This window comes from Stenotrophomonas sp. SY1 (assembly GCF_021202945.1).
Lineage (GTDB): Bacteria > Pseudomonadota > Gammaproteobacteria > Xanthomonadales > Xanthomonadaceae > Stenotrophomonas.
In genome coordinates, this window is record NZ_JAJOYR010000003.1 from 40,924 (window position 1) to 63,878 (window position 22,955).

Sequence of the window (22,955 nt, forward strand, 5' to 3'; positions counted from 1 at the left end):
GGGCAGTACTGTTGTTGTGTCGATCGTTCAGGGCGTGTCGACGTCCGGCGAGGCAGTTTGTGGTGGGCCAACCTCCACATTGGAACGCATCGGCCGGGACCAATAAGCGTCCTGGTCGCACCAATACATTTCGGGTCGGTAATAGGTCGGGTCGTAGTACACCGATCCGGAGATGTCATTGCCATTTACATCTGTGACATACAGGGCTCCGGTTACCAGGCCTGTACGGCCTCCCGTCATGCTCCGGGTTGCCAGGCGCAGCTCCCTCTCCAGGTTTGGTTTGGTAACGCTGTCGCTATATCGGGCGTAAACCGCTTGCCCACGATGCACAGCTTCTGCACGTTGCTGTTCATCGAGTTGTGCCCAGTAGGCTTCGCGCTGAGCAACAAAATTGCGGTAGTTGCGCTCGGCTGCCAGGTCCACCCAAGCATAGGCAAGTGGTTGATCGGCAGCGATTCCAAGGCCCTCCCAGTACATGTGGGCGACCATGAGCTGGGAGAATTTGTCCGCATAGTTCGCGGCGCGCTTGAAGTCCCGAAGCGCCTTGGAGTAATTGCGTTTTTTGTAGGCTTCCAGCGCAGCATTCCGCCAACGCATGTCCGGGTGGGCGTCATAGAAACCAGCGGTCATTATTTCGGCCGGAATGGGCTTTGACGACAAATTGCGACAGGCATCTTCCGTCGACGCCGCAGCCAGCGCGGGTAGCGCGACAAGCCCCGTGAGAAATACGGCGACCCATGAGTTACGCATGTCATCGATCCTTATGACTGTGTGGCGCATTCCAGCACCTGAATATGGCTTTTACAACCGTTCACCAAGCTCAATGCGTACACAGCAGCCCTCCCGCAACGATGGTGGGGGGCTCGGCGGCGATGGCTTACACTGCCTGCCTGCGACTGAAACCACCTCATGCTGGACTCCCTCAATCCCCCCCAACGCGCTGCGGCGGTACACGCCGAAGGTCCCCTGCTGGTGCTGGCCGGTGCAGGCAGTGGCAAGACGCGCGTGATCGTGGAGAAGATCGCCCACCTGATCGGCAGCAACCGCTACCCCGCCCGGCGCATCGCGGCGATCACCTTCACCAACAAGTCCGCCAAGGAAATGCGCGAGCGCGTGGCCAAGCGCCTGCGCGCCGAGGATGCGGCCGAGGTCACCATCTGCACGTTCCATGCGCTGGGGCTGAAATTCCTGCAGATCGAACATGAACAGGTGGGGCTGAAGCGCAGCTTCTCGATCTTCGATGCCGACGACGCCACCGGGCAGATCAAGGACCTGCTGGGCGGCAGCCAGGCCAAGCCCGACGACATCGAGGACATGAAAAACCTGATCTCGCGCGCCAAGAACGCCGGCCTCTCGCCCGAGCAGGCGATGGCGGCGGCGCGCAGCAGCCGCGAGAAGAACGCGGCGATGGTCTACGAGCTGTACCAGGCGCGCCTGACCGCGTTCAACGCGGTCGACTTCGATGACCTGATCCGGCTGCCGGTACAGGTGCTGGAAGAGAACCCGGACATCGCCCTGGCCTGGCGCGAGCGCATCGGCTACCTGCTGGTGGACGAATGCCAGGACACCAACGACGCCCAGTACCGGCTGCTCAAGCAGCTGGCCGGGCCGCGCGGCAACTTCACCTGCGTGGGTGATGACGATCAGTCCATCTACGCCTGGCGTGGTGCCAATCCGGAAAACCTGCAGCAGATGGCGCAGGACTACCCGGAACTGAAGATCATCAAGCTGGAGCAGAACTACCGCTGTTCCAACCGCGTGCTGCGCGCGGCCAACGCGCTGATCGCACACAACCCGCACGAGCATCTGAAGACGCTGTGGTCCGACCAGGCCGATGGCGAGCGCATCCGCGTGTGGGAGTGCCGCAACAGCGAGCACGAAGCGGAGAAGGTCGCATCGGAAATCCATTTCCTGGCGACCAACAGGAAGATTCCGTGGAGTGATTTCTGCATCCTGTTCCGCGGCAATTTCCAGTCGCGTCCGCTGGAAAAGGCGATGCAACTGGTAGGCGTGCCGTATCACCTCAACGGTGGCACGGTGTTCCTGGAACGGCAGGAAGTGAAGGACACGCTGTCGTGGCTGCGGCTGCTGGTGAATCCGGACGATGACACCGCGTTCATGCGTGCGGTGCAGTCGCCCAAGCGTGATGTCGGTGCCAGCACGCTGGCCAAACTGGCCGAGCTGGCATCGGAGAAGGACATGCCGATGGCGCAGGCCGCCGAGGTGATGGGCGCACTGGCGCAGCTGTCACCGCGTGCGGCCAACAGCCTGAGCAAGTTCACCGACATCCTGCGCGCGCTGCGCATGGACATGCGCGACATGACCTCCGGTGATCTGGTGCGCCGTGTCGCCAAGGATTCGGGCCTGCTGGCCGAGATGCGCAACCAGGCCAAGGACACCACCAGCTACGAGCGCCGCGCCAACAACATCGAGGAGCTGGCGTCGTGGTTCGAGAGCGGTCCGCGTGGTGCCAGCGCCGCCGACATGGCCGCGCAGCTGGCGCTGATATCGCGCAACGACAAGGACGACGGCGGCAACCAGGTGCGGATGATGACGCTGCACGCGTCCAAGGGCCTGGAGTTTCCCTATGTGTTCATCGTCGGCTGCGAGGACGGCGTGCTGCCGCACCAGGTCAGCCTGGACGAGGGCACGTTGCAGGAAGAACGACGGCTGCTGTACGTGGGCATCACCCGCGCCAAGATCCAGCTGTGGATGAGTTTCAGCCGGCTCACCCGCAAGTTCGGCGAGCATATCCGGCTCAAGCCGAGTCGTTTCTTCGACGAGTTGCCGGCCAGCGAGATCCAGCGCGACGGCGCCGACCCGGTGGCCGATGCCGCGCACAAGCAGGAGCGCGCGAAGGCGGGGTTGGCGGCGATCCAGGCGCTGTTTGACTGACCCCTCCCCAACCCTCCCCTCCGCCTGCGGCGCAAGGGAGGGGGCGGATCATGACGGTCGGACAGGTCAACGTGTGCCGCGTTGCTCCCTCCCTTGCGCCGCAGGCGGAGGGGAGGGCCGGGGAGGGGTAAGCTCGGCCTGCACATCCCGCATGGAACCCGGCAATGCCCCAACCCTTGATCCAGACCGAACGCCTCAACCTGCGCCTGCTGCGCGACGACGACACCGACGCAGCCGGCATGCTGGCGCTGCTCAACGAGCCGGGCTTCCACCAGTACATCGGCGACCGCGGTGTGCGCACGCAGGAACAGGCGCGCGACTACATCCGCAACGGGCCGTTCGCCAGCTACGTCAACCACGGCTTTGGCATGTATGTGATCGAACGCCGCAGCGATGGCGCGTGGATGGGAAACGCCGGACTGGTGCGTCGAGATGGCCTGATCCATGTGGATGTGGGCTACGCACTGCTTGGGGAGTTCAGCGGCCAGGGGTATGCACTGGAAGCCGCGCGTGCCGTCGTGGCCTATGCGCACGACAAGCTGCGGATCAGGACGCTGTGCGCGATTGTCTCAAAGGGCAATGCGCGTTCGGTGGCATTGCTGGAGAAGCTGGGGTTCGTCACCGATGGTGTGGTGACGCTGCCGGGCAAGGATGAGGAATTGTTCCTGTTTTTGTTGGCGGATGGGACGGACTGAACTTTCAGGCATCGATGTAACCCCCTTCTCCCTGCGGGAGAAGGGGCCCGAAGGGCGGATGAGGGTTCGGGCAAGGCTTCGTGTCGCTGATTTCAGGAGGGCTTCGCTTCGTGCCCTCTCCCCAACCCCTCTCCCGCAAGGGGAGAGGGGCTTCAGAGCCGCAATTGCGGGCAATGCTTCAACTTGCAGGAATCCGAGCCCCTCTGCCCTTGCGGGAGAGGGAGAGGGGATAGTGGATAGCGGAGCAGCCTTCAGGGCATCACTGGCGGCACATAAGCCAGCGTTGCACCCAGTGCCCACAGCAGGATCAGCACCAGCGGAATGTGCACCAGCAGCTGCACGAAGGTGAAGCCGATCAGGTCGCGTGCCTTCAGGCCGAGTACGCCAAGCAGTGGCAGCATGTAAAACGGGTTAATCAGGTTGGGCAGTGCCTCGGCGGCGTTGTAGATCTGCACCGACCAGCCCAGGTGGTATTGCAGGTCGTTGGCCACCTGCATCACGTAGGGCGCCTCGATGATCCACTTGCCGCCACCGGACGGAATGAAGAAACCCAACACCGCCGAATAACTGCCCATCAGCAATGCGTAGGTGTCGTGGCTGGCGATCTGGGTGAAGAAGGTGGAGATGATGTGGGCCACGCTGTGGCCTTCGCTGCCGTTGACGGTGGTCATGATCGCGGCGATCGAGCCATACAGCGGGAACTGGATCAGCACGCCGGTGGTGGACGGTACCGCACGCGTCACCGCATCCAGGAAGTTGCGCGGACGCCAGTGCAGCAGCGCGCCCAGCATCAGGAACAGCAGGTTGTAGGTGTTCAGGCCGGAAATCGCCTGGATGGCGGGTTTGGTCGAGAACTCATGCAGCAGCCAGCCGGCGGCCAGCAACACCAGCAGCAGGATCAGCAGCGGGCTGTGTTCCAGCCATTCGCCGGGGCGGGTGGGCTTGGCCTTGGGCGGTGCGACGTCGTTGTGTACGTCCACGCCACAGTCGGCGGCATCGCGCGCGGAGTTGGCGTTGGGCGCGGTAACGTAGGAGATCACCAGCGACACCACCACCAGCGCTGCCAGCAGCACGCCGGACTGCCACAGGAAGATGGTCTCGGTGAACGGGATGACGCCGGTGATGGCGAGAATCGACGGTGGCAGGCTGGCCGGGTTGGCCTGCAGCTGCGCGGCCGAGGAGGAGAGGCCCAATGCCCAAACCGCACCCAGGCCGAGGTAGCCGGCCGCACCCGCGGCGCGGTAATCCATCTTCAGTTCGGTGCGGCGGGCCAGCGCACGTACCAGCAGGCCCGCGAACACCAGGCTCAGGCCCCAGTTCAGCAGCGAGGCAAGCATCGACACGATGGCCACCAATGCCACCGCCGTGCGGCCGTTGCGCGGTACGCGTGCGAGGCGGTCGATCAGCCGCGAAGCAGGGCCGGAGGAGGCCACGACATAGCCACCGATGACCACGAAGGCCATCTGCATGGTGAAGGGAATCAGGCTCCAGAAGCCGTCGCCGAAGGCCTTGGCGGTGTCAGTGGCGGGCGCGCCGATCGACAACGCGGCCAGTGTCACGGCGGCCAGGGCGAGAGCGGCGAATACCCACGAATCGGGGAACCAGCGTTCGGCGAACTGCGCGCAGCGGATGGCGAAACGCGCCGAGGCGGTGTCTTGGGTGGTGTGCATGGGGAGCTACCGTGAGGAACAACCGCTCGACGGTAGCGCGGTGACGTGGTCGCTGGAACTGGACCTTCGGATAGTAGGGATGGCAACAGCAATAGCACCCCTCCCCAGCCCTCCCCTAGGCTTACGCCAAAGGGAGGGGGCGATTCGTGCCGTTCGATCAGCCCGCAGAGTGGTGCTTTTAGCTCCCTCCCTTTGGCGTAAGCCTAGGGGAGGGCTGGGGTGGGGTAGCGGTTGAGCTCCCCATCCACTCCTGCATCACTCTGCCGCGTCGTAACCGAACTGGATGCCGGCCGTGCCACCGGTGCTGATGAACAGTTCCATGAACTGCTTGGCGGTGTCGGCACGGTTCCAGTCGCGCTGCAGTTCGCAGAACAGCTGGGCGACGCTGATCAGCTTGGCACCGGCCTGCTCGATGCGGCGCAGTGCGGCATCGTGGGCGGCCAATGACGTGCCACCGACCGCATCGACCGGCACGTACACTTCATACCCTTCGCGCAGTGCATCCAGCGCCGGGAAAGTCAGGCAGGCTTCGGTCCACAGTGCGGTCATGATCAGCTTCTTGCGACCGGTGGCCTCCACGGCCTTGCGGAACTCCACGTCTTCCCACGAGTTGATGGTGGTGCGGTCGTAGGTGGGCTCGTCCTTCAACACCTTGCGCAGCTGCGGGATCGGCGGCTTGTTCAAGCCGGTCTTGACGTTGACCGTGGAGTGCACGATCGGCAGTCCATAGACCTTTGCGGCCTTGGCAACGCCGACGATGTGGTTGACCAGCAGTTGGCGGTCCATCGAAGCGATGGAGTTCACCTGCACGGGCTGGTAATCGATGACGATCAGGGCTGAGTTTTCCGGGGTCAGCAGATCACCGGCTTTCGGGTCACGCTTGGTTTCACTGGTCATGACAGAGCACCTTCTTGGGATGAGCACTGCACGCACCCGGCGCGCAGTGCGGGGAACGGATCAGCTGCGCTGCGAATCCAGCTGCTCGTGGTTGGTCACCACTTCCTGCGCCTTGCTGTAGCTCTCGATCAGCAACTGGTAGTTCGGGAAGATCTGCGTGTAGGCCTGCGCCCATTCGGCGGCATCGGCGCGGTTCCAGGTCTTCTGCAGCTCCGAGGCCACCGCTGCCACGTCGATCACCACCACGCCGGCCTGCATCATCCGCGCCAGGGTGATTTCCTGCGCCTGCTTGGAATAGGTGCCGGAGGCGTCGATCACCGCGAACACCTGGTAGCCGTCGGCCACCGCCGCGATCGACGGGAACGCCATGCACACGCTGGTGATGGTGCCGGCGATGATGAGCTGCTTCTTGCCGGTGTCCTTCACTGCCTGCACGAAGTCGGGGTTGTCCCAGGCATTGATCTCACCCTTGCGCGCCACGTACTTGGCGTGCGGTGCGTTCTGGTGGATTTCCGGAATCAGCGGGCCGTTCGGGCCCTGCGGCACCGAGGCGGTGGTGATGACCGGGATCTTGGCCAGCGATGCCAGCTTGGCCAGGGTCGAGGCCAGGCGGCGCAGCGTGGTGAACGGCATGTCGTGCACGGTCTGGAACAGGCCGCTCTGGTGGTCGATCAGCAGCATGGCGACGTTGTCCGGGTCGATTACCGGCTTGGCACCATTGAAGTTGGCGGCGTACGGGAAGGCATTCATGGCGGGGCTCTCATTGAGTAGCGATAGGACGATCGCGCTGCATCGGTAATGCAGGCGCGACGGGGAAGTGACCGGGCGGTTACGCCCGGTCATGGGTTCAAGCGGCGATCTGGCCGAAGCGGCCGGAGTTGAAGTCATCCATCGCCTGACGGATTTCGTCCTGCGTGTTCATCACGAACGGGCCGTAGCCGGCGATGGGCTCGTCGATGGGCTCACCGGCCAACACCAGCACGGTGGCATCGGTATTGGCTTCCAGCTCCACCTGCCCGACAGCGCGGTCGAACAACACCATCTGGCCTTCGCGTGCCACCTGGTTGCCGTTGAACAGCACGGTGCCATGCAGCACCACCATCGCCACGGTGTGGCCTTCGGCGAAGTCCAGCGTGGTGTGGTGATCGCGCTGCAGGCGCAGGTCCCACACATCCATCGGTGTGTGCGTGCGGGCCGGGCCGTGCTGACCGCCGAAGGCACCGGCAATCACGCGGACCGTGCCGGCGCCATCAGCCAGGGGCACGACCGGGATGTCGGCATTGCTGATGTTCTGGTAGCCCGGCGTGGACATCTTGTCCTTGGCCGGCAGGTTCACCCACAGCTGCACCATCTCCAGCTTGCCGCCGCGACGGGTGAAGGCTTCGGAGTGGAACTCCTCGTGGAGGATGCCGGAGGCGGCGGTCATCCACTGCACGTCACCCGGGCCGATCTCGCCGCCGGCACCGGTGGAATCGCGATGGGCCACTTCGCCGTCATAGACGATGGTGACCGTCTCGAAACCGCGGTGCGGGTGCTGGCCGACCCCGCGCGGGGTGTCGGTGGGGCTGAACTCGGCCGGGCCGGCATGGTCCAGCAGCAGGAACGGGCTCAGCTGACGGCCGTGCGTGTTGTAGGAGAACAGCGAACGGACCGGGAAGCCGTCACCGACCCAGTGCGGGCGGGGGGCGCTGTAGAGGCCACTGATCTTCTTCATGTTTCTGCTCCGTTGGCGGCGCGGCTGCGCCTTTCGTTGGAGCAAAGATAGGTTTGGAACGCTGCCCCCGGTAGACGGCAAAAAGTGGTCTCATAGTCCTATCTGGTGAACGATGGAGTGGCCCGATGCAGGACCTGAACGACCTGTACTACTTCGCCAAAGTGGTCGAGCACGGCGGATTCGCCCCGGCCGGGCGCGCGCTGGGCGAGCCGAAATCCAAGCTGAGCCGGCGTATCGCGCTGCTGGAAGAGCGGCTGGGGGTGCGCCTGATCCAGCGTTCCACCCGGCATTTTTCGGTGACCGAGGTGGGCCAGACCTTCTACGCGCATTGCCGCGCGATGCTGGTGGAAGCCGAAGCGGCCGCCGAGTCCATCGAGATGACCCGCTCCGAGCCACGCGGCGTGGTGCGCCTGAGTTGCCCGACGATGCTGCTGGATTTCCGCGTGGCGGCGATGGTGGCCGACTTCATGGCGCGCTGCCCCGAAGTACAGGTGCATCTGGAAGCCACGAATCGCCGCGTCGATGTGATCGCCGAAGGCTTCGACCTGGCCATCCGCGTGCGCCCGCCGCCGCTGGAAGACAGCGAACTGGTGCTGAAGGTATTGGCCGAACGCACGCAGTGCCTGGTGGCCTCACCCACGCTGCTGGAACGCTGCGGCATGGCGCATGGCCCGGCCGACCTGCACCTGTTGCCGAGCCTGGCGCTGGGCGTACCGCAGGGTGAGCAGTTGTGGCGGTTGATCGGCCCGGACGGCGCGACGGCAGAGGTGCCGCATCACCCGCGTCTGATCACCCGCGGCATGAGCGTATTGCGCGAAGCGGCCATTGCCGGCGTCGGCGTGGCGCAGTTGCCGACGATGATCGTGCGCGATGCCCTGGACGATGGCCGGCTCAAGCATGTGGCGCCGGAGTGGGCGCCACCGAAGGAGATCATCCATGCGGTGTTCCCGTCGCGGCGCGGCCTGCTGCCCTCGGTGCGGTTGTTCATCGATCACCTTGCCGACAGCTTTGCCGCGCTGGACGAGAGCTGATGTCCAGCAGCGCGGGGCAGTGCCTGGCCTCGCGCCATGACTGACGCCGGCCGGCCGCGGGGAGGGCCGGCGCTGCGCTCAGAAGGACAGGCAGATCTTGCCGAAGTGCTGGCCCGACTGCTGGTGGGAAAACGCTTCGGCGATCTGTGCCAGCGGGTAGCGGCTGTCGATCACCGGGCGCCAGCTGAAGGTATCCAGCGCCCGCACCATGTCCTGCTGGTGCTCGCGGCTGCCCACGACCAGGCCCTTGAGGGTCTGCTGCTTCATCATCATCTCGGTGGTGGGCACATCACCGGAAAAACCGGTGAGCACGCCGATCAGCGCGATATGGCCGCCGACGGCGCAGGCGCGGATGGACTGCGGCAAGGTACCGGCGCCGCCCACTTCGACCACGATGTCGGCACCGCGTCCACCGGTGGCAGCCAGCACCGCATCACCCCACTGCGGCTGCTCCCGGTAATTGATGACGACATCGGCGCCCAGCGCCAGCAGCCGCTGCTTCTTCGCGTCGCTGGAGGTGGTGGCGATCACCCGCGCGCCCATCGACTTGGCCAGTTGCAGGGCGAAGATGGACACCCCGCCGGTGCCGAGCACCAGCACGGTGTCGCCGGCACGGATGCCGGCATCCACCACCAGCGCACGCCAGGCGGTGAGGCCCGCGGTGGTCAGCGTGGCGGCCTCTTCATGGCTGTAGCCCTTGGGTGCGTGGGTGAAGGCGCTGGCCGGCAGGGTGACATGCTCGCGGGCAAAGCCATCCACACCGTCGCCGGGCACGCTGGCAAAACCGGCGGGCAGCGTGCGCCCGGCCTGCCAGCCGGGGAAGAAGCACGACACCACGGCATCGCCCACGGCGAACTCGGTCACCGCCTCGCCCACCGCGGTGACAGTGCCTGCACCGTCGGCCATCGGGATGCGCTTGTCGGCCGTGGGCGAGGCGCCGGACACCACCATCAGGTCGTGGTAGTTGAGCGAGCTGGCATGGATGCGCACCTGGATTTCGCCGGCTGCCGGAGCGCCGGGGGCAGGCAGCTCGACCAGTTGCAGGTGGTCCAGTCCGCCGGGTTGCTGGAGTTGAATGGCTTGCATGTGGATCCTTCAGACGAGGGGAGGGGCAGCCGGTGGTGCATGTTGCCGCAGACCGCTGCGAGCATCCTGCATGTAAAGTATCCCGATGGCGATAACGCACATTTTTGAACTGTAGTATCAAAAATGTAAGTAATGGACGCAGCCGGGGTCCGCGATCTTCTGCGGACACCTCATCCACTCACTCCGGACAGGAACCATGCGACGACTGGACAACAAAAGCGGGTGCGCCGTGGAGACCACGCTGTCGGTCATGGGCGGCACCTGGAAACCAATCGTGCTGTTCAACCTGCTCGGCGGAAAGAAGCGCTTCATGGAACTGAGCCGGGCCATTCCATCGGCCACCCAGCGCATGCTGACGCTGCAGCTGCGCGAGCTGGAGCAGGCCGGCATCGTCCACCGTACCGTCCATGCCGAAGTCCCGCCGCGGGTGGACTATGCGCTGACCGAGCTGGGGCAGACGCTCAAGCCGGTGCTGCTGGCGATGCGCGCGTGGGGGCTGGACTATGCCCGGACCCAGCAGGACGAGGTGCTGCCGCAGGCGGCGTGTGCGGGCACTGCCGGAGATGGCGAGGATCGGGCCGCGGCCGGAACCGCCTGATCAGGACAACGTGCGAGGACACCAGCACGCCCATGCCTAACGGCCCGTGTCCTCGTGGCGATGCCGACGCATCATGGTCCTCTTCCACAAAGAGAGATCCTGTTGATGCGTGTACTCCGTCCTGCGGTGCTGGGTCTGGCACTGATGACCGTCATGGGTATGGCGAACGCGGCACCGGACGTGCCGAACAGCGACGCACGCGGCGTCGCCATCAGCGAGGCCGCCTATCCGGGCACGATCCTGCTGGACGTGGATGCCACCGACTTGGGCCAGCGCGTGTTCAAGGTGCGGCAGACGGTGCCGGTGCGCGGCGGACTGCAGCGCTTCCATTACCCGGCCTGGCTGCCGGGCAGCCATTCGCCGACCGGACAGATCGAGAAACTCGCCGGCCTGGTCATCACCGCCAATGGCCAGCGCCTGGAATGGATGCGCGATCCGCTCGATGTCTACACCTTCAACGTGCAGGTGCCTGAAGGCGCCACCGAGCTGCGCATGGAGTACCAGTTCCTCAGCCCCACCGATTCGGCGCAGGGCCGCACGGTGATGACGCCGAACATGCTCAACCTGCAATGGAACGCGATGGTGTTGTATCCGGCCGGACACGCCGCGCACGCCATTACCTACCAGGCCAGTGCGCGCTACCCGCAGGGATGGGAAGCGGCCAGTGCGTTGACGGTGGCGCGCCGTGACGGCGACACCGTGCATTACGCACCCACCAACCTTGAAATCCTGGTCGATTCGCCGGTGTTCGCCGGTCGCTACCACCGCATGTTCGATCTCGCTCCCTCGGGCACGCGCCCGGTGCGGCTGAACGTGTTTGCCGACCGCGCCAAGGACCTGGAAGCCAAGCCCGAGCATGTCCAGCAGCATCGCGCGCTGGTGACGCAGGCACGCAAACTGTTCGGCGCCGAGCACTACGACCATTACGACTTCCTGTTCGCGGTGACCAACCAGCTTGGCGGCATCGGCCTGGAGCACCAGCGTTCCAGCGAGAACAGCGAAGACCGCGATTACTTCAGCGGCTGGGATGCGAAGGTCGGCAGCAGCGATCTGCTTGGCCACGAGTACACGCATTCGTGGGATGGCAAGTACCGGCGCCCGGCCGACCTGGCCACGCTCAACTACAACGTGCCGATGCAGGGCAGCCTGTTGTGGGTGTACGAAGGCCAGACGCAGTACTGGGGCAACGTACTGACCGCGCGATCGGGCATCCGTCCGCTGGATGCCTCGCGCGATGCCTTGGCGCTGGTGGCAGCGACCTATGCCGACAACCGTCCGGGGCTGGAATGGCGTTCGCTCGGCGACACCACCAACGATCCGGTGATCGCCCGCCGCAAACCCAAGCCGTACCGCGGCTACCAGATGAGCGAGGACTACTACCAGGGCGGGCAGATGCTGTGGCTGGAAGCGGATGTGCGCATCCGCAAACTCAGCGGCGGCAGGCGCAGCCTGGATGATTTCGCCAAGGCCTTCTTCGGCAACAACGATGGCCAATGGGAACGCCCGGACACCTACACGTTCGAAGACGTGGTGGCGACGCTGGAACAGGTGCAGCCCGGCGCTGACTGGTCGCAGTTCCTTCGTGAGCGGCTGGACCGTCAGGCCGGCTTGACCGGTGGCATTGAAGCGGCCGGCTGGAAGCTGGTCTACAACGACAAGCCCAGCGCCTACTACAAGGCGATGATGAAGGGCCGTGGCGCCAGCTTCATCTATTCGCTGGGCATGTCGCTGGACAGCAGCGGCAAGGTCGGCGAAGTGCGTTGGGACAGTGCCGCGTTCAACGCCGGTATCGGCAGCGGCATGCAGGTACTGGCGGTCAACGACCTGCAGTACAGCGCCGAAGAACTGGAAGAAGCGGTGCGTGCGGCGAAGGAGGGGAAGCAGCCGATCCGCCTGCTGGTGAAGCAGATGGACGTGTATCGCACGCTGAGCATCAACTACCACGGCGGCCTGCGTTACCCGGTGCTGGAGCGCATCCAGGGAAGCACCGACTACCTGACGCCGATCCTCAGCGCGAAGAAGTAACCGCACGCGCTGAAGCCACGGTAGTGCCGAGCCATGCTCGGCAATGGGCTTTCCCGATACGGCCCCGGCGGAGTGTGGCTCCGCTCTACCGTGAGGGGCTTTCGTTTCCCTGGCCGGGATGCATCCCGATATACGAAATGCGCAATGTAGGCGCGGCGTAAGCCGCGAAGCTGCCCGTGTTTGAAGCGCGCGTGCATTGTGCAACTGCATGAAGGTCTGGCAGCTGTTGCTCCACCAGCTTCGCGGCCGAGGCCGCTCCTACGGAGCTGCGGACGTTCTTGTAGGAGCGGCTTACGCCGCTCCTACAGGTTTCGCTCTACCGCGTGTCAGTTTCCGATCTGCACGTCATCGATGTAGACGTTGAGGTCATACGCGGTGTTGGCGTGATAGATCCAGATCGCATCGAGCTTGACACTCGACGCGGTGATGCTGCCATTGCCGCCGACCCAGGCATTCCATTGCGCAGTGTCACTCAGCGGCCAGGAAACGTACGTCCATACATTGGCCGCGATGGATCTGCTGGTCGAACGTTCGGTGCCGTCGCTGTCATCAATACCGACACCCACGCTGGTGCCGCTGCCACCACTCCACACCCAGAAGCCCAGCACGCCATTGTTGCGGTTCAACGCGGTGTTGCTGGCCGGCGTGCCGCTGCTGGAGAGCAGGCGGACCTCCCACGCTGCGCTGTTTGCGGTGTCGTCCTTCAGCAGCACGCGCAGCGAGCAGCTGCCGTTCTTCTGCGTTGTGCAGTCACGCGTGGTGGTGGAGGCGGTGCTGATGCCGGTGGTACTGCCGGAATAGCTAGGGCTGGTGTCGAAGTGGCCGACGCTGCTCTCGAAGCGGTCGAGGAAGGTGGTGGTGCCGCCTCCGCTGCCGGGGTTGATCAGCGAGTAGTACTTGGACCAGTTCCAGTTGATGCCCGGGTCCGTATGCGTCTGCCCGCTGTAGTGCTGGTGGCCCTTGATCTTGACGCTGGTGGGCAGCACGTTGATACCGCTGCTGGCCGCGCCGCTGTAGGCGCTGGTACAGCTGATCGCGCTGTACTTGGCGCAGAAGTTGCGCACCAGCGCGGCCGACGCCTCGTACATCGCATTGGTGTACCACGAGCTGTTGTCGACAAAGCCCTCGTGCTCGATGCCCAGCGTGTAGCTGTTCTGGCTGCCCACGTGCCAGGCCGTGTGCGCGTCACGCACCATCTGCGTGACCTGGCCGTCGGAGGAGCGGATCACATAGTGCGCGCTGACCTGCGCGCTGGCGTTCTTGAACCAGGAGATGGTGCCGGCGTAACTGCCCTGCGTGGTGTGCACGGTCACCGCGCTGATCGCGGCCGAGCGGGAGGCGGAGTAGTTGGACGTGGACGCCGCACTCCAGATCGCCGGGCCATAGTCGGTGCTCTGGATGGTGGCATCGGTCAATGGACCGACCGGCGTGGCGCTGCGTGTCTGCAGGGTTTCGCTGACCGGGTCGATGCGGAAGGCTTCCGTTTCGACGCGATCGCGGGCCACATCCAACCGCACCATTGGTGCGCGCAGCATCACCAGTCGTGGCGCATCGAATGCTTCTTCCCAAGCGATGGCGCGCTCGGGCACCACGATGCCGCGGTCGTTGATGCCGCGGTCCTGCGCCAGCAGCACGTCGTAGGCAAAACTGGTGCGCGCATAGTCCTCGATGCTGCCGGCCTTCAACGTGGCCACTGTGGCAGCAGGTGCGAAGCCGGCATAGCGCATCAATGCAGGGCGGATGGCTTCGGCGGATGGTGCGGTGCTGGCGGCCGCAGGGATGTCCTGGCGGATCTGTGCATCCAGCAATGCAGCGGCGGCGAGGATGTTGGTGGCCGGCTGCCTGCGCACGGCTTCGGCGTTTACGCCGAGCAGGCGTGCGCCTTCCTCGACCTGGTTGGCGAAGCCACCTCCGGCGTACAGGCCCATCACGCCCCATGACGGTGGCATGCGCAGGTGCTCGCTGTCCTGCGTCGCGGCCGGCTGCAGGTTCGACCAGCGACTCTGCACGTAGGCCATCGCTTCCAGCGTGCCTGCCGGGATGGATGGATAACGGCGGTACGCCTGTTGGAAGTAACGCAGGTACATGGCCCGTTGTGGTGCGAGGCGGGCTTCCTCGGCATTCAACTGCGCATCCAGGGCCGAAGCCTGGTTGAAGCTGGACTGTGCGAGTGCTGGTGCGGTCACGAGACTGGTGATGACGGCAGACAGCAGCACTGCGGCGTGGCGATGCATCATCGTGTGAACCCCTTGGTTGTGATTCCCCCCGTGGCTGCCGTTCTACTGGAGTGCCCGGCAGCGGAAGTGAAGGTTTCAACCTGCGATGCGCGCAGTGCTGAGCGGTGTGCATTGTCAGGGTGATGCCGGTCACAACCTGGGGGATCCAATCGCCAACGGCCCGGAGAACGAGGCCGCGCATCCGCCATCGGTAGCGCCGAGCCATGCTCGGCAGGGGTTTCGCCGGGAGCGTTTCAGCGGAGCGTGGCTCCGCTCCACCGGCATCGCGGCTTATGCCGCTCCTGCAGGAGCGGGACTGTGCGGCTTGCGTCGCTCCAGCCACCACAGCAATCCGCTGACCAGGATGAAGGCGAGCAACCACGGCCAACGCGTGCCGGGTGCGTCAACGCGGATGACGTTACCCGGACCATCGCTGCCACGTATCGCGAAGGTCGCGTCACGCATCTGTTGCGTGTGCAGGGCACGTGCCTGTGCGGGGTCCAGCAGCATCATCGTTGCCTGCGCCTGACCCGCCACCAGCGTGTGCCAACCCGGCTGCGTGGGCCACCAGCCGCTGCAGTTGCCGGCCATCGGATCGGCCAGCAGTTCGCTGCGCTTACCGTCGGCGCCGATGGCCTGGCTGCGTACAGGCAGGCCGCACAGCACGTTGCGTTCGTTGGCCCAGCCCCAAGCCGGCAATGCCGCCAGTGGCGCCGTGGGCAGTGGCCGGGCCAGTGTTGCCAGCACGTCGTTCCACAGTTCGGCGTGACGCTGCGCATGGCCGGCCAGCACCAGCGTGTAGCTGTCGCTCACCGGCAACACGCCGAGACGGCCCTGGCCGACTGCGCGCCATCCGCCGATGCTGCTGCCATCGGCTGCATGCAGCAGCGGCACCGTGTCGTTGCCGGCGGTGCTGAGGTTGAAGCGTTCGATGGTGAGCGCGGCGCTTTCATTGCTGGTGTTGCCATCGCCGCTGTCCACGTTGGGCAGCTTCACCATGGTGGTGCGCTCACCACCGCCGGCGTTGAGTCCCCATTCGCGCAATGCGCGGCGCGCATTGGCATCCAGCGGCCCGCTCATCCGCACCAGTACACCGAGCCCGCCGCGCATGGCGCCGGCAATACTGCCGCGCTGCGCCGACGACAATGCTGCCAGACGCCGCTCATCGAGCAGCAGCAGATCGAGCTTGGCCAGGCTTGCAGCGTCCAGTGCCGCCGGAGCATCACCCAGCTGCACGCCGCCGCCGACCTGGATGCCGGTCTGCAGCGATGCGCCCGTGTCGCTGGCCCAGCGTTGCAGGTATTTCAATTCCGGCCCCGGCGCAGCGGCCAGCAGGCGCAGCGTCGGCGCAACGATCGCCTGTACGCGTACCGGCACCGGCAGCTGGTCGAGCACCTTGCCGGTCGCATCGAGCACGCGCAGGGTGAACTGCGTATCACCGGCATCGCGCGTGCTGGCCGCCAGATGCACGCGCCCCGCCGCGTCAGGCGTGGTGATGTCGACGCGGTGGCCGGCAGGGTCCAGTAGTTCGACCCGCACGTTGCTCATGCCCTGCACACGGCTGCCCACAACAAAGCGTGCGCCCGGGACCAGCAGCGGCGGTGCATGCAGTTCCACCAGGCCGCGTGGTGGCGGGCTGGCGATGAAACGCAGCGCGGCGGGCATCGCGGTGCCGCGATCACGCGCGGGCAGGCCATCGCCGACGATCACCAGTTCGCGCGTACCGGGATGCTGACGCAGTGCGGTGGCCAGATCCGGCACGGCCGGCACCTCGCGCATCACCGCAGCTTCGGGCAGGCGCAGGTGCGTGGCGGCCGGAATGGCAGCGACAGCGTTGGCGCTCGCGCCGCCGGTGGCAATCACCAGCGTGTCGGCCTGCAGCGCACGCGGCGGTGGATGCAAGGTGAAGTACAGCAGCGCCGCCGCAGCGGCCTGCAGTACCAGCAATGCGATCAGCCGCACGCGCGGCGGGCGTGGCGGCATGCACAGACGCACGCTGGCAACCGCCACGGCCAGCACGATCACGACGATGGGCAACCACGACATCATCGTGCGTGCTCCTGCGGTGCGGTCAGGGCATCCAGATAGCGCCGTCCAGCGGCATCGCCGGCGTTGCGTCGTGCCGGTGGTCCGTGCGGCCGTTGCAGCGCTGGCCACAGCTGGTCACGCAGACGCTGCCGGCACGCCTGGCAATCAGGTTGCTGGCGCACTTCATCAATGGCGGCGATCACGTCGAGCGGGTCGGGCCAGGCGTTCGGGTGGGAGTCCAGCCAACGCGACAGCGCATCCAGATCCACCTTGCCGTCGCCATGCGCCAGCGCCTGCCAGGCATCGCTGACGGTGCGGTCGCCGTCCGGCCGCGCAGGGATTGCCACGTTGCGATTGCCCAGGCCATCGCGTTTGCCGGTCATGCGCCGGGCCATGTCGATTGGTGGCAACGCGCTGCCAACGCGTGCCAGGTAGATGCGCTCGGCCTGCTGCACCTGCTTGATGAAGCCCAGCGCCTTGTATGCGAACGGCAGCGCCTTGTCGGGATGGCCCTGGCGCAGATGGCCTTCGGATTGCCACATCTGATCGAGCGCGGCCTTGAGGATGGCGCGGGTCTGCGGATCGAGCAGGGTGGCCGCTTCGGCGTGGTCGTGGGTATGGCCGTACTCGGACAGCACGTCGGTGGCGCTGCCGAACACCGGCGCTCCCTCGCTGGCGGTGCTGTTGCCGTGATCGTGGCCGTCGCCGTGCGCGTGCTCATCGGCGTGGTCGTTGTCTGCATCGGCAGCCGGTGCGTCGCTGGTGGGCATGTCGCCGGTCGGTGGCGCCTTGGCGCCGCCTTCGGCTTCCTCGCCGAGGAACTGGCCATAGCGCAGGCGCAGGATGCGTTGATCCACGCCGATGGCGTCCGAGCGCTTGATGAAGGTTTCCGCATCCAGCGTGCCGCGCTGTTTCTGCAACGCTTCGGCATCGATGATGATCTGCCGCTGGCTGCGGAAGTAGGCCGGCATCACCTTCTTGATCGCGCCTTCCAGTTCGCTGGTCTGGACTTCCTGTTCGCTGGGCAGGCGCAGGATCAGGCTGGCACTGCGTGCTTCCTGCGGCTGTGGGTTGCGGTTGTCGCGCACGGTCAGGCGTGCGACCACTTCATCACCGGGGCCCACGCCCAATGCGGCCAGGTCAGCGTTGTAGCCGAAGCGGCGCGCGGTGGCCGCCCCGCTGCCGGACAGCGGCACGCTGCGCTGCTGGAATTCGATGTTCTCGCCGCTGCCCTTGGCGGTGGTGATGTCGAGCGTGGCGCCGGGGTTGATGCCGAAATCATCGGTGGCCTCGAAACGCAGCTGCCATTGGCGCTGGTTGGGCGTGGCCTGGTTGAGCGTCTGCGTCGGCTCCAGCACCTTCACCTGCGGTGGCCGATCGGGCACCACGTCGAGCCGGTAAGCGCGGCCCGGTGTGGCCAGCGCCGGCTCGGTGACGATGCGGTAAAGCCCCGGGCGTTGCAGCGCTTCACCGGCTTGCCAGTGCTCACCATCGCGTTGCAGCGGCAGGCGCCGTCCATCATGGAACTGCAACCAAGCCTGTTGTGGCTGCGGTGCGAACTGCAATTGCCAGTGCAGGCGGCTGCCCTGCACCGCGCGCACGTCGAGCTTCTCGCCCGCCGTGGCGGCCTGGCCGGTGTAAGCCGGCGGTGTGACCCGCAGGCGCGTGGCGCGCAGCGCCGGTGCCTGCGGATTGCTGGATGCCGCCCCGGTCGCCGCGACATCGGCGCCTGTACGCCCGGCCGTGGCAGACGGCCACGCCACTGCGCCCGCCGCGATCAACAGCGCGGTGCCGGCGCACAACAGCAGGTGTTTCACCGGCCATGCCTGGCGAAGATCCGGCGCGCTCTCGCGCAGGCGTTGTTGCACATGCCGTTGCTGACGCTGCTGCAGCGGGTTCAATGCAGCCGGCGCGGCGAACAGCAGGTCGGCGCTGTCCTCGAAGCGTGGATGCTCGTTGAGCCGTGTGACCAGCCACGCGCCATCCAGCCGACGCGCACGCCACATCGCCAGCCCGGCGACGGCGAGCAGGGCAACGGTGAGTACCACTGTCGCCACGTCCGTATCGGCGATGCGCCATGTCAGCAGTGCAAGTGCAAGCGCGATGGGCAGGCCGCCGAGCACGCTGATCGCCAGCACCCGGCGGCGTGCGCGTTGCAGCAGCGGGTGCCGGCTCATGCCAGCCCCCGGCGACGACGCACACTGGCCATCCAGCGTTCCAGCAGGAACAGCAGCGCGATGGTTGCGATCAGCCACGGCGCCAGTTCGCGTGCCGGCTGCGGGTAGCTGGCTGCACCGGTGTCCGGCGTCATCGATTCGGCGGCGGCGCGGACGGGTGCGGGCAGCGGCTGCAGCAACGACCGCAGCTGCTGCGGGAAACGTGCGTCCAGCAGCGCGGGCATCGTTGCCGCCTCCAGCGTGCCGGTCCAGCGCCACCAGCGCTGGTTGTTGTGGGTGATCTGCTCCAGCAACAGGTTGCCGGCGTCGTCATGCCACAACGGCGTCCGTTGCGCGCCCTGCGGAACCGGCAGCCGCGCATCAACCAGCAACGTGCCGCCACGGTCGGCCCAGGCCAGCAGGTCGGCAGGCAGCGGCTTGCTCGACAGCCACACCCGCACAGCGGGGTTGTCGGTGAAGGCCTGGCCATCATCGGCCACGTTGAGTTCGGTATCGGGCTGCCACGCGTGGTTGAGCGCACGCAGATAGCGCAACGCGGCCTTGCCTTCGGCGTCGTGGCGCACCTGCAACTGCGGTGCAGTGCGTGTTGCCGGCGCCGCCTGTGTGCCGGGTGTTTCGATCACCTGCCAGCGCACCGCGCGCGACAACTGCGGGCGTTGTGCATCCCAGCCATCGACCAGCGAAGGAACGATCACCGTCAGCGGTGCTTCCGCTGGCAGCGTCGCATCCAGTTCGCGCAGCAGGCTGGCGATTGGCTGCTGCGTGTGCGGTGGCGTCGTGTCCGGCTCGATGCGCGGGAATGCCGGCGCCAGCCACAACCAACGCGCTTCCGGCTCAGCGACAACGGCATGCGCCTTGTCCAAGGCCACGCCGGGCAGTACCGCGACGCGGGGCGTGGTATCGCGCAGGCCTTCCAGTGCAGGCCGAGCCAGCAGCACCGCCAACAGCGCAAGCAGCAGCAAGCGCACCAGCAGCAGCGGCCATTCGTCGAAACGGATGCGGCGGCGCGGGCGCGGCTTGGCCGACAACCAGCGCAGCGCGGCAAAATCGATCAGCTGTTGCTGGTCGCGCCGGGCCAGATGAATCAGCAGCGGCAACAGCAACGCGGCCAGCGCGAGCAGGCCTGCCGGGAACAGCCACAACAGGCTCATGCACCGCCTCCGCGCCGCGCAAACAGCCGTTGCAGCGGCGCATCGAGCGGTTCATCGAGATAGGCGGTGTCGTGGCGGATGCCGGCCGATTGCAAACGCGCATCCAGGGTGCGGCGTGCCTCGGCAAAGCGTGCGAGATAGTCGGCGCGGACGCTGGCGCCATCACTGAGCAGTTCCTGCCCGGTTTCCGGATCACGGAAGCGGTGACCATCGCGGAACGGGAAGTCGCGCTCCTCGACGGTGAGCAGCTGCAGATGCACCACGTCGCGGCCGGCCTTGGCCAGGCGTTCGGCCAGTTCAATCGCCGCCTCGTCAAAGCCGTCGCCGATCATCACCACCAGATCATGCGCGGCGATACGTTCCCAGATCGGCTTCAGCTGCTCCCCGACGGGCCATTGCCCGCGTGCGTGCAGCCCATGCAGTTGCAGGTGCATCCGGTCGCGCTGACGCAGGCCATTGCCGGCCGGCAGCAGTTGCAGGCCGTCGCCGTTGATGGCGATCAACCCGAACGCATCGCCCTGCTGCAGCGCCAGTTCGACCACGCAACCGGCCAGTGCCTTGGCCGCGTGCAGACGGTTCCACTCGCGGCGTGCCTGGTCGGCCTGCTGCATCGATGCCGTGGCATCGAGGATCAGCCACACCGTGAGCGGGCTTTCGCGTTCTGATTCACGCACGAAGAAGCGGTCCGAGCGGCCGTACAGCTTCCAGTCGATCTGACGCAGCTCATCGCCCGGTTCGTAGGCCCGGTACTGCGCAAATTCCAGCCCGGCGCCGCGGCTGCGGCTGGCGTGCATGCCGATGCCACGGCTGCCGCTGGCCCGCTGCGGGGTCAGCCGCAGCGCACGCAGGCGGCTGCGTACGTCGGCGGGAATCAGCGGTGGAGCGGGCGCCATCACTGCGTGTGGTCGATCAGGCCGGGAACGGGACGGCGCGCAGCAGCGCGGCGATCACGTCATCGGCACTCTTCTGCTCGGCTTCGGCAGCGAAGGACAGCAACAGGCGATGGCGCATCACCGGTGCGGCCAGTGCCAGCACGTCCTCGCGGGTGGCAGCGAAGCGGCCGTGCAGCAACGCACGCGCCTTGGATGCCAGTACCAGCGATTGGCCGGCGCGCGGGCCGGCGCCCCATTTGATCCAGTTGTTGACCTCGGCCGGCGCAGCGTCGCCGGGGCGGCTGGCGCGGACCAGGCGGGTGATCCAGGTCAACAGGTCGGGGCTGACGTGTACGTCGCGCACCGCTGCCTGCAAGGCCTTGACCGCCTCGGCGTCCATCACCTTCGGTACCACGCCGCTGTTGCTGCCGGTGGTCTGGGCGAGGATGTCGCGTTCTTCGGCTTCGTCCGGGTAATCCACGCGCACGTGCAGCAGGAAGCGGTCCAGCTGCGCTTCCGGCAACGGGTAGGTGCCGGCCTGCTCGATCGGGTTCTGCGTGGCCAGCACGAAGAACGGCGAGGGCAGTGTGTAAGTCGTTCCGGCGTAGCTGACGGTGTGTTCCTGCATCGCTTCCAGCAACGCGGCCTGTGTCTTCGGCGGGGTGCGATTGAGTTCGTCGGCCAGCAGCAGGTTGGTGAAGATCGGGCCTTTCTGGAAGCGGAATGCGCGCTTGCCGGTGCCGTGGTCCTCCTCCAGCAGCTCGGTGCCGAGGATGTCGCTGGGCATCAGGTCGGGCGTGAACTGCACACGCCGGAACTGCAGCTCAAGCGCCTGCCCCAATGAGCGCACCAGCAGCGTCTTGCCCAGGCCGGGCGCGCCTTCCAGCAGGCAATGGCCGCCGGCCAGCAGACCGATCAGCAGCTGCTCTACCACGGCGTGTTGTCCAACCACCGCCTGCGCCAGCGCACCGCGCAGTTCGCCCAGGCGGGGCAGCAGGGAATCGAGATCGTGGGAAGGAGCGGTCATGCGGTCACCAGTGGGGTCAGTGCGTCAGTGCGTACATCACGATGTTCACGCCGAACTTGGTGTTGTCTTCGGCCAGGAAGCGCTTGTTGCGCCAGTCGTAGTCCCATTCGCAACCGTAGTCCTTGTTGCTGTAGAGCACGCCCAGGCGGCCATCGATCTCGATGCCCTTGAGGTAGTCGTGGATCAGGTCATCGCCCCAGCCGTTGAGCTCGAAGCCGGTGGCAGGCGGGCCTTCGGGGAACTTGAAGAAGCTGTTGTAGAGCGCGTGGTTGTTGGGCAGTTTCTTCAGGCCGTTGGCACCAAAGATGCTGCGCATCTGCGCTTCGAACGAGGTGGCGAACAGGCCGTCGATGTCGTGGTTGCAGTCATCGACGAAGACGAAGCCGCCGTTGCGCACGTAGCGCTCGAAGTTGCGGCGCTCGTCGGGATTGAACTCGACCAGCTTGTGCCCGGCCAGGTAGCAGAACGGTGCGCGCAGCATCTTCGGGTCGGACAGCGCGATGACGTGTTCGGTGGGGTCCACGCGCAGCGTCGTGTAGTCCACCAGCGAGGTGATCAGGTTGGACGGCATGCGCGCGTCCACGTCCCAGTCGCCGGAATCGTACTTCAGGCGCGTGAACCAGAAGTCGTAGCGGCTGGCCTGCGCGTTGGCCCGTTCGGGCAATGCGGCCGCCACTGCGCCGCCAAGCAGCAGCTGCAGGAATTGCGCTCGCGTTAGACGGGACTGGAGCAAAGTAGAAAATCTCTGGGGCGCTGAAGCCCCTCTCCCTGTGGGAGAGGGGTTGGGGAGAGGGCAGGGCGGAGCCTGATGGTGCTGAATGCCACAGTGCTTCGCGCCGTACCCTCATCCGCCCTTCGGGCACCTTCTCCCGG

18 protein-coding genes are annotated in these 22,955 nt (G+C 66.0%); 5 read left to right on the forward strand and 13 right to left on the reverse strand.

Annotation, left to right across the window (positions count from 1 at the left end; all coding sequences use genetic code 11):
* Nucleotides 1-27: 27 nt before the first annotated feature.
* Entirely contained in the window at nucleotides 28-750 is a 723-nt protein-coding gene (locus LR961_RS17330; protein ID WP_232151223.1) for a sel1 repeat family protein, read from the reverse strand.
* Between the two features lie 162 nt (nucleotides 751-912).
* Here LR961_RS17330 and LR961_RS17335 point away from each other — a divergent pair, with 162 nt between their 5' ends.
* Nucleotides 913-2,895 (forward strand): UvrD-helicase domain-containing protein, encoded by a 1,983-nt coding sequence (locus LR961_RS17335; protein WP_232151436.1) that lies wholly within the window; start codon nucleotides 913-915, stop codon nucleotides 2,893-2,895.
* A gap of 164 nt (nucleotides 2,896-3,059) precedes the next feature.
* On the forward strand, nucleotides 3,060-3,590 hold the full coding sequence (locus tag LR961_RS17340) for a GNAT family N-acetyltransferase (RefSeq protein ID WP_232151224.1): 531 nt from the start codon (nucleotides 3,060-3,062) through the stop codon (nucleotides 3,588-3,590).
* Nucleotides 3,591-3,841: 251 nt separating this feature from the next.
* Here the strand turns inward: LR961_RS17340 and LR961_RS17345 are convergent, their stop codons facing one another.
* The 4 genes from LR961_RS17345 to LR961_RS17360 form a co-directional block, all read right to left on the reverse strand.
* On the reverse strand, nucleotides 3,842-5,260 hold the full coding sequence (locus LR961_RS17345) for a TIGR00366 family protein (protein WP_232151225.1): 1,419 nt from the start codon (nucleotides 5,258-5,260) through the stop codon (nucleotides 3,842-3,844).
* Nucleotides 5,261-5,515: 255 nt separating this feature from the next.
* Nucleotides 5,516-6,157 carry a hydrolase gene (locus LR961_RS17350; protein WP_232151226.1) on the reverse strand — a complete coding sequence of 214 codons (642 nt, stop codon included), beginning with the start codon at nucleotides 6,155-6,157 and terminating at the stop codon, nucleotides 5,516-5,518.
* 60 nt (nucleotides 6,158-6,217) lie between these two features.
* Nucleotides 6,218-6,907 (reverse strand): isochorismatase family protein, encoded by a 690-nt coding sequence (locus tag LR961_RS17355; RefSeq protein ID WP_232151227.1) that lies wholly within the window; start codon nucleotides 6,905-6,907, stop codon nucleotides 6,218-6,220.
* 97 nt (nucleotides 6,908-7,004) lie between these two features.
* Nucleotides 7,005-7,871 carry a pirin family protein gene (locus tag LR961_RS17360; RefSeq protein ID WP_232151228.1) on the reverse strand — a complete coding sequence of 289 codons (867 nt, stop codon included), beginning with the start codon at nucleotides 7,869-7,871 and terminating at the stop codon, nucleotides 7,005-7,007.
* 125 nt (nucleotides 7,872-7,996) lie between these two features.
* Between LR961_RS17360 and LR961_RS17365 the strand changes: the two genes are divergently transcribed.
* Nucleotides 7,997-8,902 (forward strand): LysR family transcriptional regulator, encoded by a 906-nt coding sequence (locus LR961_RS17365; RefSeq protein WP_232151229.1) that lies wholly within the window; start codon nucleotides 7,997-7,999, stop codon nucleotides 8,900-8,902.
* Between the two features lie 78 nt (nucleotides 8,903-8,980).
* Here the strand turns inward: LR961_RS17365 and LR961_RS17370 are convergent, their stop codons facing one another.
* Nucleotides 8,981-9,988 carry an NAD(P)-dependent alcohol dehydrogenase gene (locus LR961_RS17370; RefSeq protein ID WP_232151230.1) on the reverse strand — a complete coding sequence of 336 codons (1,008 nt, stop codon included), beginning with the start codon at nucleotides 9,986-9,988 and terminating at the stop codon, nucleotides 8,981-8,983.
* Between the two features lie 196 nt (nucleotides 9,989-10,184).
* On the opposite strand from LR961_RS17370, the gene LR961_RS17375 reads away from it, so the two are divergent.
* Both LR961_RS17375 and LR961_RS17380 read left to right on the forward strand, forming a co-directional pair.
* On the forward strand, nucleotides 10,185-10,586 hold the full coding sequence (locus LR961_RS17375) for a helix-turn-helix domain-containing protein (RefSeq protein ID WP_232151231.1): 402 nt from the start codon (nucleotides 10,185-10,187) through the stop codon (nucleotides 10,584-10,586).
* Nucleotides 10,587-10,691: 105 nt separating this feature from the next.
* Nucleotides 10,692-12,611: a peptidase M61 gene (locus LR961_RS17380; RefSeq protein ID WP_232151232.1), complete on the forward strand. Its 1,920-nt coding sequence runs from the start codon at nucleotides 10,692-10,694 to the stop codon at nucleotides 12,609-12,611.
* Between the two features lie 326 nt (nucleotides 12,612-12,937).
* On the opposite strand, the gene LR961_RS17385 is transcribed toward LR961_RS17380, so the two are convergent.
* The 7 genes from LR961_RS17385 to LR961_RS17415 form a co-directional block, all read right to left on the reverse strand.
* Nucleotides 12,938-14,848 carry a peptidoglycan recognition family protein gene (locus LR961_RS17385; RefSeq protein WP_232151233.1) on the reverse strand — a complete coding sequence of 637 codons (1,911 nt, stop codon included), beginning with the start codon at nucleotides 14,846-14,848 and terminating at the stop codon, nucleotides 12,938-12,940.
* Between the two features lie 270 nt (nucleotides 14,849-15,118).
* Complete coding sequence (locus LR961_RS17390; RefSeq protein WP_232151234.1) at nucleotides 15,119-16,873, reverse strand: carboxypeptidase regulatory-like domain-containing protein; 1,755 nt, start codon at nucleotides 16,871-16,873, stop codon at nucleotides 15,119-15,121.
* Entirely contained in the window at nucleotides 16,873-19,032 is a 2,160-nt protein-coding gene (locus LR961_RS17395) for a DUF4175 domain-containing protein (RefSeq protein ID WP_232151235.1), read from the reverse strand. Before LR961_RS17395 ends, LR961_RS17390 begins: the two co-directional genes overlap by 1 nt.
* Complete coding sequence (locus LR961_RS17400) at nucleotides 19,029-20,183, reverse strand: BatA domain-containing protein (RefSeq protein ID WP_232151236.1); 1,155 nt, start codon at nucleotides 20,181-20,183, stop codon at nucleotides 19,029-19,031. Before LR961_RS17400 ends, LR961_RS17395 begins: the two co-directional genes overlap by 4 nt.
* Nucleotides 20,180-21,076 carry a DUF58 domain-containing protein gene (locus LR961_RS17405; RefSeq protein ID WP_232151237.1) on the reverse strand — a complete coding sequence of 299 codons (897 nt, stop codon included), beginning with the start codon at nucleotides 21,074-21,076 and terminating at the stop codon, nucleotides 20,180-20,182. Before LR961_RS17405 ends, LR961_RS17400 begins: the two co-directional genes overlap by 4 nt.
* A 16-nt stretch (nucleotides 21,077-21,092) precedes the next feature.
* Nucleotides 21,093-22,082, reverse strand: coding sequence for a MoxR family ATPase (locus LR961_RS17410; protein WP_232151238.1), 990 nt, complete (start codon nucleotides 22,080-22,082; stop codon nucleotides 21,093-21,095).
* Nucleotides 22,083-22,098: 16 nt separating this feature from the next.
* On the reverse strand, nucleotides 22,099-22,773 hold the full coding sequence (locus LR961_RS17415; protein ID WP_332311050.1) for a DUF4159 domain-containing protein: 675 nt from the start codon (nucleotides 22,771-22,773) through the stop codon (nucleotides 22,099-22,101).
* Between the last annotated feature and the right edge of the window lie 182 nt (nucleotides 22,774-22,955).